Consider the following 13,983-nt stretch of genomic DNA (forward strand, 5'->3'; position numbering starts at 1 on the left):
CAGATCCCGCTGATGGACGAGGCATCGAGGGGATGGCCCGGCTCGGCGGGATCGCCGACGGGCTGCTGCTGCACCGGCTGAGGACTGCAGGGCACCTGCGGGACCTGCATGTCGCTGGTCACCTTGTACCGCAAGGCAAAGGCCCCGTTGTCGGCCTACTGCCAGCACTGAGCCGAGTCCACAAAGGATGGGTAGAATATCGTGACCGCTGTTCCCGTGGAGATCCAGCTGCGGCCCCCGGTCACCGCACCGGTCCAGGAGATCGAGCTCGTCGACGACCTGGACGTCCTGGTCGAGTCGTCGAAGTGCAGCTGCAACGCCGACGACGACAACCCGTACTGACCCTGTCCCGTCTCGGTGACCACCGGTGTGTCACCCCCCGGTGGTCACCGAACGGTCATAGGCGGCCGGGTAGCGTGGCCGCCATGCGGCTTCCGTCCGGAGTGGCTGCGCCGCGTGCTCCACGTCCGTACGTGCCCATGCTCGGACCGGTGCACCCGGACGTGCTCGACCCCGAGGCTTCGACGAGGTCATCGCCGCCGCGGCGGCCGGGGCGATGCTGCCCTTCGACAAGGACCGACTCTGGTCGACCAGCAAATCCGAGACTGTGCTGGTCGACGAGATCGTGCACCGCCCCGACCTCACCATCGTCCCGACCGTGTCCCGCCGGGGCCGGGGCACGATCAAGACCTACGTCTACAACCCCGAGAAGCCCGACACCGCCGCGCTGCGCGTGGCCACCCGCCGCTGGCGCCGCCCACGGAGCACATGCCGGCCGTGTCGTCTGGCTCCACCCCGACACCACCACGGGAGTGTTCGCGCACGCGGCGCAGGCCTCGAGGACCAGGCTGCTGCTCAAGGTCTTCGGTACACCGCCGATCGACCAGGTGCCCGTGCCGGACACCGTGGTCACCGAGCTAGGCGCCACCACACTGGCAGCGCGGGACACGTTCACCGGCTTCGCCGAGCAGCTGACCGAGGCGGGGTTCGGGTTCCTGCGCCGCCGCTGGAACGACGGCCCGATCCTCGTGGCCGTCGAGGGTCAGCGGGTGATCGGACCGCTGGCCACGATGACCGACCGTCAAGGCGCAAAGGTGATGCTGCCGCAGTACTTCGGCGTGCTGCCCGCTCACCGCGGACGCGGGCCCGGCCGCGGCCTGTGGCGGCACGCCGCCGCCTGGGGCGAACACCATCAGACCGCCTACCAGCTGCTGCAAACCGCTTCGGACCGGCTGTTCTGCTCCGAAGGTCTCGCCACGCTCGGCTTCGCCACGGCGGTGCCTGCATGAACACGACCACGTCGACAGCGCGGGTCATGCTGCACGACACCCGCGCGCCCCGTGGCTGGACTAGCCCGCCGCTGTCCGTGCTGCGGTGGAGGCGGAAACCGGGCCGGTCCGCGCGGTCGAGGCGATCAGTGCCGGTCTGAACTCCGGGATCGCGGCCATCCTGCACCCCACCAGTACCTCTTTGTTCATCAAGGGCCTGCCATCTGATCACCGCCGCATCACCGCCCAGCACCGCGAAGCCGCCCTCGCCGCGCACGTCACCGGCATTTGCCCGGCGCAGCGCTGGCAGATCGAGGCCGGCGGTTGGAACCTGCTCGGCTTCGAGCGCCTCGCCGGCCACCCCGCCGACCTCCGCGCCCCGGCTCCACCGCCCTCGCCACCACCCTGCCCCGGTGCGGTCAGGTTCGGGCGCCGGAGGTGCCGAAGGCACCGGTCGAGCAGCGCTCGGCCAGGCACGCCGACGAAGCGAACGCGGCGCTGCTGGCCGGGGACCGGCTGCTGCACACCGACCTCAACCCACACAACATCCTCACCCCCGAGGACAGTGCGCGGATCGTCGACTGGGCCGGCCCACCCTCGGCGCCGCTTTCACAGACTCCGCCCGCGCCGCGCTGTGGCCGGTCACCGAAGGCCACACCCGACCGCCGCGGAAACCCGGGCCGCCACGATCCCGGCTGAACAGGACGCGCCCACCGCCGGGATCGACACCTTCGCCGCGGTCAACACCCGACTGTGGGAACAAGATCGCGCGACAACCCGCAGCCCTGGAAACAGCGCCTGCACCAGGCAGCCCTCACCTAGCACCAGCGCCGTCGCCACGCTCCCCGCGACTGAGTCCGGTTGAGCCAGTGTCACTGGTCAACACGGGTTTACCGGGATTCGTTCCATCGCACGACGCCGTCGATCAGGTCCGGGTCGGGCCGAACTCCAGCGGAAGGGACCAGCGCCAGGCACGAATAGCTTTCCCCCTGCGACAACTCAGCCAAAGATCAACTCATTGCCGATATTTCGCTTATGTTGCAAGCCGCTGTCAGGGACGCGAGGGCCCGGTTCCAGGCGGTAGGCCCACGATGGGGCAGGATGTGTGCCGCCGCGGGCACCAGGCTCGCGACGGTGGGTGGAATCCCTGGTGCCTGGCTGATCGGCAGGCACCAGGGACCTTCCTGCTCAGCGGACGCGGATGCTGTCGTTCTGTGCAGTGACCTTCTCGGCCAACGCCGCCGCCAGCGACAACGAGCTCTGACCAGGACCTACGCGAGACCGCGGCCCGTCTCTGGCCGTGTGCCGGCACCCGGACGGCCGCGTGATTGTGATTCCCCAGCACGGCACTATCAAGCGCGGCACGCTGAGTTCCATTCTTCGCCAAGCTGGCTTGACCTCGGCCGAATTCCTAGATCTGCTGAAATGACCTCGGACACCTAAACGTGTTCCAGTCGGGGTAGCGGCTGGCTTTGCGCCACCAGTGGGCAGCCGCGATCACGAACTGTGCCTGGAGGCTATTCCGAGATAACAACCGTCGTCATCGCGATGGTTGAATCGATCCATTGGCGGATCGTCACAATTGGCACGTTATACGTCCTAAAGTCGTCGCTACCCACGCTGACATTGATTCCGATCTGCTTCCAATGTCCGTCTTCCCTGGTGATTGTAGGCCCGCCCGAATCTCCCTGTTCGACACCCCGTTCGCGGGTGGTGTTCAGCTCGAGCCTGGCACGTGAAACCGGGGATGACTCGCGGGTGGAAGGGTCCAACTTGAATCCGTCGATGTAACTGTCATATGCGGCCTTGGTGTCCAACTGCTGCAGCTTGTCCGGAAATGCGCTGGTGAGCCCGTCGGATTTTGGGCAGACAGGAAGGATTAAGATCTTGAAGTCCCGGCAGGTTACCCCCCAGCCCAGTATGCGAACGTCGATGGTGGAACTGTCAGCAGATGTCGGCGGAGTGGCGGTCGAGAGCCTTACTGGAGTGGTGCTCACAGGCTTGACCAATTCGACTAGTGCTGCGTCCTCGGTAGGGTGCAGGACGATACTCGCCGTCGCCGAAGACTCTCCTTCAATGATCGGGTGAACCTTTTCTGGGTCGGCAGCAGGGTCTCCCAGTCGCCATTCTGGTGCAGACTTGGCACCTTTTACTTCGACACGTTCAGGCGAAACGCAGTGTGCCGCTGTCAGTACCCAGTGATCCGAAACCAGCGATCCAGTGCATCCTTGAGCCAAGGATAGGGCTCGGACGCCTCGACCCCGCCGACTACCGCCAGCGCTGTAGCGCTGGTGGCGAAGGTGAACCCCGATATCATCGAGAGTACTCCTCCGACTATTGCCGCCTTCTTTATAAGAGACACACATAGCTCCTGTTCGCGACAAGGGGACGTCCACGAAGTTTAAACTAAAGTCTCGTCAAGTGCGATCACAACTTACCTAGGAACAATTCACGATATGTCCATGACAATCCTCATCTGCATAAATAGTGCGGAGCATGAACAACGCGACCGGCCCCTCGGCTTGCTCACTACCAACCCCTTCGTATCAGCACGTCCATTCGAGCTGCACACCGGGCCAGTCTTGCTGGCGTGGCGAGTGAGGGATTCGAACCCCGAAGGCTGTGCTGTCTGATTTACAGACAGGCCGACACATCTACTCTGACCTGCTGTTTCCTGCACTTCTCCGAGTACTTTGGCGCGTATTTGGCGCAGCGGGCGGCCGTTGCCGACTAGCCAGATCCCCTATCCTGGAGGCATGTCGAACGTCTTCACTGCCGCCGTCCATCAGGAAGAGGACTGGTACGTAGCCCAGTGCCTGAAGGTCGACGTGGCCAGCCCAAGGTCAAACGCTGGATGAGGCGCTGTCGAACCTGGGCGATGCTGTCGGGTTGTACCTCGACGAAGTACCCGACCCGCACCCGACCGCTACGCCGCTGGTGACCTCGTTCCAGGTGCCGAGCGACGCCGCGTGAATCCTGCACTATCCGACCTCCCGGTACGGAAGGTCGTTCGCACACTGGAGTCCATCGGATTCGAGTACGCCCCGCGCCAAAGGGAGCCACGCCCCGTATTCGGTTCCACCTCATGTCGGATAACACAACCAGGCCGAGGCCGTCGCTGCCCAGGAGGAGCACGAGGGGCCCAGCGATACGCCGTCAAGGAAATCCGCCAGCCACCGCTCGGCGCCTGCGCCGGTGCACCTTGTGAGCCAGCATAAGGGATCTGCACTTCATCATGGCGATGGAAACGAACAAGATGACGGCGCGGGGTAGGTTATTCTGTGGTGCACCCGCTCACCGACTCCAAGCTCGCTCATGTCGGTGCCGTCGATTAACTATGATTGTCCAGCCATCCCATCCGTTCGGCAATCCGTATGGCGTCGATGGTATTATGTGCAGATAACTTCTGGATTGCGGAAGTGATGTGGTTGCGAACGGTTCCTTCGGCCAGGTGGAATTCGCGTGCGATCATCGGTGCTGTCATGCCGTTGGTGACGCGTTGAAGTATCGTCTGTTCACGCCTACTGAGTGGGTTGTCGCCAGCTTCCATTGCGGCGCCGACCAACTCGGCGTTCAACGCGCGATTGCCCTTATGCACTCGCCGGATTGCCTCGATGACGTGCTTGGTCGATACTCCTTTAGGCAGGAATCCGTGCACGCCGATCCGCAGCGCTTCCTGTACCACGCCTGGTTTGTCCAGCGCGGTCAGTAACAGTACTTTAAGCTCGGGACGTTCCTTTCTCAACTGAGCGGCGACGGCCAGTCCGTTCGTACCGGGCAGACCGACGTCGAGCACAACCACGTCCGGCCAGTGCACCCGTGCTTGGCTGAGCACCTCGTCGCCCGACTCTACTGCCTCCACCACATCGATGTCGGCTTCGGCGTTGAGCAACATGACCATCGCTTCGCGCAGGACCCGCATATCCTCGGCTACCAGCACCCGGATCACCGTATGCTCCCTTCCGTGGCCTCGCCGTGACCGGACGCAAGATCACTGCCGTGGTGGCTGGACGGAGCGAAAGCGACGAGCCGGAACCGGCCGTCCTCCACCACGCCTGCCTCAACCCATCCACCAATCTTCTCCATCCGCTGGGACATGTTCTCTATCCCGCTACCTGGGTGATCAGCATTCGTGTGAGGCTCCACGCCGTCGTTCTCGGCGACCAGACGCCAGCCATCACCCGCTTCCCGACAGGTTATGACACATATGGTCGGTGTGCTATGCCGCAGGATGTTGGTGGTAGCTTCTCGCAGAATCCAGCCCAGCGCGGCCGCGGCGGGCTGGTCGGATACCTCGACAACATCCAGAACACAGCGGGCGCCTGCGGATTCGATGAGCCGGACAGCGCCGACGAGCTCCTGCTCCAGCCTTGGTGTGCGGTTGGCGCGGGCGACCCTCCGGACCTCTTCCAGAGCCGTACTCGCGACCTCGACGATGCTCCGGACCTGGTGCCGGGCGGACTCCGGGGAGACGGCTAGCTGGTGTTCGGCCAGTTCCCCGTGCGCCATAATGGCGGTTAATCGCTGTCCCAGGGTGTCGTGGAGATCCCGTGCCATCCGTGCTCGTTCTTCGCTTGCCGCCAACCTTGTCACGTCCTCCTGCGCGACGCGCAGGCGGTGACTGAGCTCCGCCACGAACAGCAGGCAGTACACGACTCCACCCGACATCAGAGAGTTAGCGACGAAGGCGATTACGAGGTCGGTCTCGATACCCTGCGATATCAGGCTAGACAGATAGGGTGGCAGCGTTGCCCGAAAGTCATCTAACTTGCCTATAGTGGCGTGAATGTAGCGTAGGGATTCTTCAACTACTATCGTGAGATACCCGAGCCATCCCCACCGGCGCGGCAGTACAATCAGCAGCAGCCAGCCGAATAGGAGCCCGGCCTGAGGAAACGCGGCCCAGGCCCAGTCGTCAAAACACAGGATTAGGAGCAGCGCAACTGACGCCTGGCCCGCTAGGAGTGCCAGCGTCGGATATCCGCCTCGGCCGCGCAGCCTCCATCGCACTCCCAGTAGAAGAATTGCAATCGAGACAAGCAGGAGTGCTGCGGCGGGTAACGACCCCGACGAACCGTTCCTGATATCGACAACCACTAGGCCGCCGATCTGCACTGCTATTGCAACCGCTGCCACACCGAGCGTCGTCAACCACTCTGGCCAATGCGGGCTGGCCCAGAAGAGATGATCAGCACCGGACCGGCGAGAACGCTTCAGATGTCTCACCTTGCACCTCCAGGTGCGTGCTCAAATTCGGACCGTGACTAGGCGTACCAAGCAGGCTGTAAGCAGTCCTCGAGCGCGGCGTGCAAGCACCGGCCTGGTGTCGTCGACGATGGTGGTGCACGACCGCACCACCCTGCCTGCGCTACGGGGATGCGCCACACCACGGCGTGTATAGGTTAGCTCGTCTGAGGTAAACAACACGTGAGCGACGCTACCCTAGGTGACCGAAGAAGGTGACGGGACAAGCTGGCGGGGCGGTCCACATGGCGCCCGACCGCAGCACCGCGACGTCGATTTCTACCTGCGTAGCTCCAGTAGGGCGGGGGAGACCAGATGAGGACTTACGGCACTAACCTGGTCGCTGTCGCGAACTCGCGCGAGGCGGGGCAGACCGCTGGGCGGAGTACTGTGTCCGTGTTGACATTGACCGCATTCGACAGCGTCGCCCGGGGCTAGGCGTTCCGGCCAGCCTCGGATCACGGTATGTGTATCGTCGCCCGTTTGCCTGACAGTGGGATAGCGCGACCTCTGTCGACTATTGGCATGTCGTCGAGCGAAGTGTGCATGAACGTGCTTGTCTGCCGGAAACGACGGTGGTCTACTGAGGAGGCTCTTGAGGTTGGGTATCGCCGTCAACAGGCGGCGACCGCGGCGGGTTCGCCGTTCAGCCGCACCCTCGCAGCGGTTGAACGGCGAGGCTAGAGCTTCCGAAAATAGATCGGAATTACTCCGGTCGAGGTCATGCGGAGGCTGTTATTATGTATTTCTGGCTCTGTGCGGGGTTTCTAGTCCTCGGATTGTCGGGATGGCGTATCCGGGTCGCCCACGAACGTCTGTCCCGTATGATCTCAGAAGAACTCCCCAGGAATTCCGAAGCAATTTTGGGGCGGCCCGAACAGAACGACTGTTGGCTTTCGGTGACCTGCTCCACCGAACGTGCAAAGAACGAGGCTGGCGAGGCGAAGAGCCTGGCGCAGCAGGCGAAGCTCAGTTTTCGCAAGGTCGTGGCGTCGCAGCCGGTGGCACAGCAGCCGGGCCAGCTGCCCGCTTCGCGGCCGGGCCGGCCCCCGGTGTCGGGCGCGTCCTCCTCGAACGCGACCCCGCCGCCCGTTTCGGGCGGCGCCGCGAGCGCCAAGCCTGGTGGGGGCGGCACTGTCGGAGCCCCCGTGCGGCAGCAGAGCTCCGCGCCGGCTCCGTCGCCGTCGTCGCAGGCACCCGCGCCGCAGTGGCCCGACGGATCGGTCGACGCACAGGCCGCGAGGGAGATCCAGGAAGCCAAGGCGATCCGGCAGAACCCTGCGCTGGCCCCGGCCAACCCCAGCGACCCGGCCGCACAGGCCGCGCGGAAGGCCGCGGTGGAGAAAGCGTTCGCCTCGCTGAACTGCACGCCGAACGCGAAGGACCCGCTCGTCGGCAACGACGACCCGAAACTGCCACTGGTCGCCTGTGGTGACAAGGACACGAACAAGTACCTGCTAGAGCCAGAATTCCTCCCCGGCACCGAGATCTCCAACGCGTCCTCCGGTACTGCGAGTGGCGCAATGTCGTCGAACGCTGTGTCAACCGACACAAGCAGGTCCACGACCTGGCCACTCTCTACATCAGAATCCGTCGCCCCCTGCGACGCCGCACTTCTGAAACCCCTCGAACCTGGCAAGGACCGCGACCCTGGCTAGGCCTCCAGCCGCACTTCGTAGTGTTTGGCGTTTCTTCGCTGGTGGTGGTTGGGTTGGCGCGATGCTGGTGTCGGCGGCGCAGCGGGACTAGGCCCAGTTGGCGCAGCGGGCTGAGATGGTGGGCGGTCAGGTGTGCCAGGAGATGCTTGACCTCGTCAAGGGTGACTGGGATGAGGCTGCTGTCGCGGCTTTTGGGACAGCAGCCGTGGTGATCCGGCAGGCCGGGGGCAGGCACCTAGCGGATGCGGCGATCACGCAGCGCCCGTTCGCATGTGTCGATTATGTGCGGTGACGGCCTGGAATTCGTCGTCCTGGAAGTCCCAGTTTCCAGATGGACCGACCTCCGCCTGTGCTCCCATCTCGGTTGTGCGGATCGCAAGCGCAAAAGAGGCGCTCCGGATTGACTTTGATCTTGCTCACTGACTCTACCCTAGCGTGGTTTCACGTGTCAGAAGCCCAATGCAAGGGCAATAGGCGGGTCCGTTTTCCGAGATGTGGAAAGATTTAGGATCATCACAGGGTGACATCAAGACCCCTGTTCTTGATAGTTCAACAAGGGCGCGTCAAGGGCAAGTAGTACGGCTACACGCAAGAAGTCTGGCAAGAGTCAGGAATGGGTCCGCTAGGCCAGTAGAACCTCTTTCCGTGAACTCTGCGGTCGATGCGACCCTGTACCCAGTACGTTGGCGCTGACCGGAGAACGTTCAAGAAGTGGGACTTGGCGGACTGTCAGTATCAGCGCCTCTCGCCCGGTGAGTTGTCGACTGGGCGACGGTCACTTTCGCGCAGGCTCACGATGTTTTCCGGTCTCAACGGTCATCTGGGCGGCTCTGTCCCGGTGGACAGGCAAAGAGACTGGTCACCTCCGTTGTCAGGTTTTGTTGGCGTGAAAATGTCATCGCCATGAAGTCGAGAGAAAACTGATGATGGATTCATTCGCCACTGACTGTGTGCGCCAGTTGAGTCATCGAGTCTAGCGGAACCGCTGCGGGCGGATCATTTCCGACTTCGGGAGCATCGCCTACTCGCTTGTGTGGGAACTCCTCATGTCGCGGTCAGTGCCGAGATATATCAAGATGGCAATATAGGAACATGGCAAATGGTTGACAGATGCTAAGAGAAGTCATAGCTTCCGTGTCACCTTGCTGTTGCAAACGATTGTCATCTTCCGGGATAAGGATGGAGTACTCATGCCGCGACAAGGACAAGGGACTCTGCTGACCGGAGTCCGGCCCTTCCCGCTCACCGCCCTTCGGCATCCCACTGTCACCACGCTCCTGGACGATCATTGGGCCCTGCTGGCTGACCTCATGGACGGCCTGGGGTCACCGCTGCATGTCGTGCTGCCGGAGGTCTTCGAGGAGAATGTCACCGGTCTCCGGCAGGCGTTCGCCGATGCGGGCGCCGAGGTCGACATCTTGTTCGCCAAGAAGGCGAACAAGGCGGACTGCTACGTCTCCTCAGGCGCCGCGCTCGGTGTCGGAATCGACGCCGCCAGCAGTTCCGAACTAGTGAAAGCGCTTGCCGGTGGAGTGCCCGGACACCGGATCGGCATCTCGGGTCCGGAGAAGGACGACACCCTGCACGCACTCGCCGTCCAGCACGACTGCCTGGTGGCCATCGACTCGATCGACGAGCTCCGCAGGCTGGCCGCGGCCGCGCGGCTCGCGCGCCGGCAGGTCCGGGTGCTGTTGCGATCCAGGACGGGTAGCCAACCGGCAAGCCGCTTCGGCATGGCCGCCGCCGAGCGCGACGCGGCCGTCGGCCTGTGCGTGGAACTCGCGGACCACGTCGGTTTCCGGGGATTCTCGTTTCACCTGGGCGGTTACTCTCCCGAGGATCGCGCGGTGGCGGCGAACGAGATGATCGAGCACTGTCTCGACGCCAGGCGGCGTGGCGCGCGGTCCGCCGACGTGGTCGACATCGGCGGCGGGTTACCGATGCGCTATGTCGATTCGCGACTCTGGGACGAATTCCTCCGGCAGAACGACGTTGCCCACTACCACCCGGCCAAGGCCGCCAAGGGCTTCTACTTCTACCCGTACGGTGGGAATTCGACCACCGAGGCGGCTCGCAAGATCATGAGCCATCCGGTGGACGGTGACGAGAGCTTGTCGGCGAAGGCGGCTCGCAACGGCATCCGCTTCCTCGTCGAGCCAGGACGGTCACTGTTGGACCAGGCGGGATTCACGGTGTACCGCGTGCAGCAGGTCGAGGACCGGCGGGACAGCGACGGGTACGCGATCGTGACCGTCGCGGGCAACAGCCTCAGTCTCTCCGAACCGTGGTTCAACACCGACTACCTCCCGGACCCATTACTGATCTCCGCCCGGCCCGCCGACGACGAGATGTTCCCGGCGTGCGTCGCGGGGGCGACCTGTCTGGAAAGCGACATGGTGACGTGGCGGAAGATCGGCTTTCCCCGGCCCGTGAAACCCGGTGATCACCTGGTCTACCTCAATACCGCCGGCTACCACATGGACTTCCTCGAATCGCGGTTCCATGACAACCCGCTGCCGTTGAAAGCGGTTCTTCGCCTCGGCGCCGGTGAGGCACCACCGCGCTGGCGACTGGACGGAATCTGACCCCGCTTCGAACTAAGGAGAAGCTCGCATGTCACAGAGTTACGCCGCGCCCGGACAGCTGTGGTTGTTGCCGCAATCGGAGCAGGAAGTGCTGGGTTTCGATTACCGGCGGGTGCTCGAAGTCGTCGAGCGGACCTACCGCGCTGTGGACACGAGCGGGCCGAACAGCCCGGTCAAGACCATCATCGACGACCCGGACGACCACTCGCTGAGCTACTCGATGGTCGCCAAGGACGTCGCCAGCGACACCGTGTGCTTCAAGGCCGTCTACGAGTTCGACCCGGCCCGCACGCGGGACGGTTATCGGTTCCACTCGTTCATCTTCATCGCCGACGACACCACCGGGGCGCCGATCGCGCTGATGGACGTGGTGAAACTCGGGCCGTTGCGCTCCTCGGCCACCAGCGCGCTGTTCGCCCGTGCGGCCTGCCCGGACGCCCGCAGCGCTCTGGTCGTCGGCACCGGTGTCCAAGGACAGATGGCCCTGCCGATGCTGCTCGCGGCGCTTCCGGAGCTGGACCGGTTGCAGGTGTTCGGCACCTATGCCGATGGTCTGCGCGCCGTTCAGAACAGTGTCGACGGTCGCGAGGTCACGATCGCGGACGATCTCCGGAAAGCCGTGGGCGAAGCGGACATCGTGATCGGGGCCTCCGGCCTGTCCGTGACGGAAACGGTCCAGCGCGAGTGGATGAAGCCGGGTGCGCTCGCCGTGCTGCTCGGATACGGCGTGCACGACGTGTTCCACGGCGCGGACTACCGGATCGCCACCAACATCACCCAGATGCACATCACCTGCGGCAAGCTGCGGGCCGCGGACGGCAGTCTGCCCCCGGTGGACGCAGAACTCCCGGACATCCTGCTCGGCCGGGCGCCCGCCCGGCGTAATCCCGACGACGTGGTCTTCGCCTACAACAGCGGTATGGCGGTGACTGACGCCGCCCTGGGCCGATACATCGCGGATCTCGCGCTGGCGGCCGGACGCGGGAACAGGGTCGATTTCTGGTGAGCACCGTCCCGATCAAGGCCGGCACCGACGTGATCGAACCAGTGACCGCGGCATCCCTGGTACGCCGGGAGGTGGTGAGCCTGCCCGCCTACGATCCCGGCGCCGACACCGACGAGGTGGCCGCTCTCAGTGGTGTCGCCCGCGTCGTCAAGCTTTCCAACAACGAGAGCCCGTTCGGTGCCTCTCCCGCGGTCGCCGAAGCCGTGCGCCTGCGGGTGGACGACAGCCTTTCCCGTTATCCCGACCCCACCGGCAAACGGCTGGCCGAGGCCATCGGGAAGAGCCTGGCCGTGCCGGCCGGACGGATCGTGCTCGGCAACGGTTCGGAGAACATCCTGGAACTGCTGTGCCAGGCCGTCCTCGATCCGGGTGATCTGGTGACCACGCAGGCGCCCGGGTTCAGCCTGCACGAGATCTTCCCGCGCATGATGGGCGCGCGGGTCGAGAAGGTTCCGGTCACGGCGGAGTTCGGGTTCGACGCCATCGCCTGGCGTGACGCGCTGGCCGCCGGCCCGAAACTGGTCTTTCTCGCCAACCCGTGCAACCCCACCGGCGCGATGCTCGGCGCAGGCGAACTGGGACGCGTTGTGGCAGGCACCCCGAAGTCGGCTTTGCTGGTGCTCGACGAGGCGTACTGCGAGTTCGCCCGTCCCAATCCGGATTACCCCGACGGGCTGGAGGTTCTGCGCGGGCAGGACCGGCCGTGGATCGTGCTGCGCACCTTCTCCAAGGCCTACGGATTGGCGGGCGTGCGGGTGGGGTACGGCATCGCCTCCGACGCCGCCCTGGTCCAGGCTCTGGACCGGGTCCGCACTCCTTACAACGTCAACCAGCTGGCGCAGGACGCCGCCATCGCCGCGCTGGGAGACCACGCGCACCTGGCGGAAACGGTGCGCCGCACCGGGCTCGAGATCGCCAGGGTCACGAAGCTGCTGCGCGGCGCGGGTTTGCGCGTGGTGCCGTCCTCGGCCAACTTTCTGTTCATCGAGACGGATCACCGCTCCGACTGGGTGGCAGAGGCGCTGCACCGCGCCGGGATCGTGGTCAAGGCGTGGCGCGAGCCGGGATACGAGAACTTCATCCGAGCCTCACTGTCGACGCCCGAAGACAACGACCTCTTCGTGCTGTGTCTGACGGAGATCTGCGCGAAGGGAGCGCGATGATCAAGGACAGGGTATCCGATCTGATCGGGTGGACGCCGCTGCTCAGACTGGCGGTCGCGGACGGGATGGGAACCGTCCTGCTGAAGCTGGAGCAGTACAACCCCACTGGCACCGCCAAGATCCGCATGGCCCGGAACATGGTGGACGAGGCCGAAGAGCAGGGGCTGATGCTACCCGGCGGGTGGCTCGTCGAGGCCACCTCCGGCAACACAGGGCTCGGCCTGGCACTCATCGCCGCCGAACGCGGATACAAGTTCACCGCCGTGGTGGACAACCACTCCAGTATCGACAAGCTGCGCGGAATGGTCGCCTACGGCGCCGAGATGCTCAACATCGCCGGGAACAAGGAGGGGTTGGCCACTGCCGAACGCTATGCGGAGGCCCGCCGGTTCGCCGCAGAACACGGCGCGTACCTGACGGCGCAGGACACCAATCCGGGGAATCCCAACGGTTACCGGCCACTCGCCCGTGAGTTGCACGACGACCTGGGCGACGGCATTCACTACCTGTACGGGGCCGTCGGCACCGGCGGTTCCCTCTGCGGCACCGGCCGCGCACTGAGGGAGCGCGTCCCGCACGTGAAGATCATCGGCGTCGAGCCGGTGGGCTCCGTCAACTTCGGTGGGGAACAGGCGCCTTACCACCAGTCCGGGACCGGGACGCCGGAGATCGGGGAGATCTGTGACGTCCTCGACTACGGCCTGATCGACGAGGGGCTCAAGGTCAGCGACTCCGAAGCGTTCGAAACCTGCCGTTACCTGGCAAGGAATTTCGGCCTCCTGATCGGCGGCTCGGCTGGCGGAGTGGTCTACAAGGCCTTGGAGCGGGCGCGGAGCGCGGGGCCCGAGAGCACCATCGTCGTGCTGGTGTGCGACGGCGGCGAGAAGTACCTGGACACCGTGTTCGACGACGAGTGGATGACGGCCAACGGTTTGTTCGACGTTCAGGTCGCCGACCGGCTCGCCTCGATGTTGCGGCCTGCCCGGTCGATGGAACCGGGAAGGTGCTTGATGAGTCCCGTTGACGCGCTGCCGGCCACCACTAAGTGACATAGACGAA

12 protein-coding genes are annotated in these 13,983 nt (G+C 64.5%); 9 read left to right on the forward strand and 3 right to left on the reverse strand.

Going from position 1 to position 13,983, the window contains the following annotated elements; all coding sequences use genetic code 11:
- The first annotated feature begins 201 nt into the window (after positions 1–201).
- The 4 genes from ACLARN_RS40305 (at position 202) to ACLARN_RS40320 (ending at position 2,697) form a co-directional block, all read left to right on the forward strand.
- Positions 202–342 carry a hypothetical protein gene (locus ACLARN_RS40305; protein ID WP_409496740.1) on the forward strand — a complete coding sequence of 47 codons (141 nt, stop codon included), beginning with the start codon at positions 202–204 and terminating at the stop codon, positions 340–342.
- A gap of 470 nt (positions 343–812) precedes the next feature.
- Positions 813–1,289 (forward strand): GNAT family N-acetyltransferase, encoded by a 477-nt coding sequence (locus ACLARN_RS40310; protein WP_409496741.1) that lies wholly within the window; start codon positions 813–815, stop codon positions 1,287–1,289.
- A gap of 417 nt (positions 1,290–1,706) precedes the next feature.
- A complete protein-coding gene (locus tag ACLARN_RS40315) occupies positions 1,707–1,967 on the forward strand; it encodes a hypothetical protein (RefSeq protein WP_409496742.1) in 261 nt (86 codons plus the stop codon).
- Between the two features lie 601 nt (positions 1,968–2,568).
- The gene (locus ACLARN_RS40320) at positions 2,569–2,697 is read left to right on the forward strand and encodes a type II toxin-antitoxin system HicA family toxin (protein WP_409496743.1); all 129 of its coding nucleotides are present in this window, start codon (positions 2,569–2,571) and stop codon (positions 2,695–2,697) included.
- Positions 2,698–2,785: 88 nt separating this feature from the next.
- Here ACLARN_RS40320 and ACLARN_RS40325 read toward each other — a convergent pair whose 3' ends face one another.
- From ACLARN_RS40325 to ACLARN_RS40335, 3 genes are all read right to left on the reverse strand, one after another.
- On the reverse strand, positions 2,786–3,634 hold the full coding sequence (locus tag ACLARN_RS40325; RefSeq protein WP_409496762.1) for a S1 family peptidase: 849 nt from the start codon (positions 3,632–3,634) through the stop codon (positions 2,786–2,788).
- Positions 3,635–4,599: 965 nt separating this feature from the next.
- On the reverse strand, positions 4,600–5,217 hold the full coding sequence (locus ACLARN_RS40330) for a response regulator transcription factor (RefSeq protein ID WP_409496744.1): 618 nt from the start codon (positions 5,215–5,217) through the stop codon (positions 4,600–4,602).
- Positions 5,214–6,419, reverse strand: a complete 1,206-nt coding sequence (locus ACLARN_RS40335) for a sensor histidine kinase (RefSeq protein WP_409496745.1) — start codon at positions 6,417–6,419, stop codon at positions 5,214–5,216. Before ACLARN_RS40335 ends, ACLARN_RS40330 begins: the two co-directional genes overlap by 4 nt.
- A 992-nt stretch (positions 6,420–7,411) precedes the next feature.
- Here ACLARN_RS40335 and ACLARN_RS40340 point away from each other — a divergent pair.
- The 5 genes from ACLARN_RS40340 (at position 7,412) to ACLARN_RS40360 (ending at position 13,973) form a co-directional block, all read left to right on the forward strand.
- Complete coding sequence (locus ACLARN_RS40340) at positions 7,412–8,170, forward strand: hypothetical protein (protein WP_409496746.1); 759 nt, start codon at positions 7,412–7,414, stop codon at positions 8,168–8,170.
- Between the two features lie 1,190 nt (positions 8,171–9,360).
- Positions 9,361–10,755 (forward strand): alanine racemase, encoded by a 1,395-nt coding sequence (locus tag ACLARN_RS40345; protein ID WP_409496747.1) that lies wholly within the window; start codon positions 9,361–9,363, stop codon positions 10,753–10,755.
- Positions 10,756–10,783: 28 nt separating this feature from the next.
- On the forward strand, positions 10,784–11,761 hold the full coding sequence (locus ACLARN_RS40350; RefSeq protein ID WP_409496748.1) for an ornithine cyclodeaminase: 978 nt from the start codon (positions 10,784–10,786) through the stop codon (positions 11,759–11,761).
- Positions 11,758–12,924: a histidinol-phosphate transaminase gene (gene hisC / locus ACLARN_RS40355; protein WP_409496749.1), complete on the forward strand. Its 1,167-nt coding sequence runs from the start codon at positions 11,758–11,760 to the stop codon at positions 12,922–12,924. Before ACLARN_RS40350 ends, hisC begins: the two co-directional genes overlap by 4 nt.
- Complete coding sequence (locus tag ACLARN_RS40360; RefSeq protein ID WP_409496750.1) at positions 12,921–13,973, forward strand: PLP-dependent cysteine synthase family protein; 1,053 nt, start codon at positions 12,921–12,923, stop codon at positions 13,971–13,973. The genes hisC and ACLARN_RS40360 overlap by 4 nt, the downstream gene beginning before the upstream one ends.
- The last annotated feature ends 10 nt before the right edge of the window (positions 13,974–13,983 follow it).

Origin of the sequence: Amycolatopsis sp. cmx-11-12 (genome assembly GCF_046269425.1) — a bacterium.
GTDB lineage: Bacteria > Actinomycetota > Actinomycetes > Mycobacteriales > Pseudonocardiaceae > Amycolatopsis.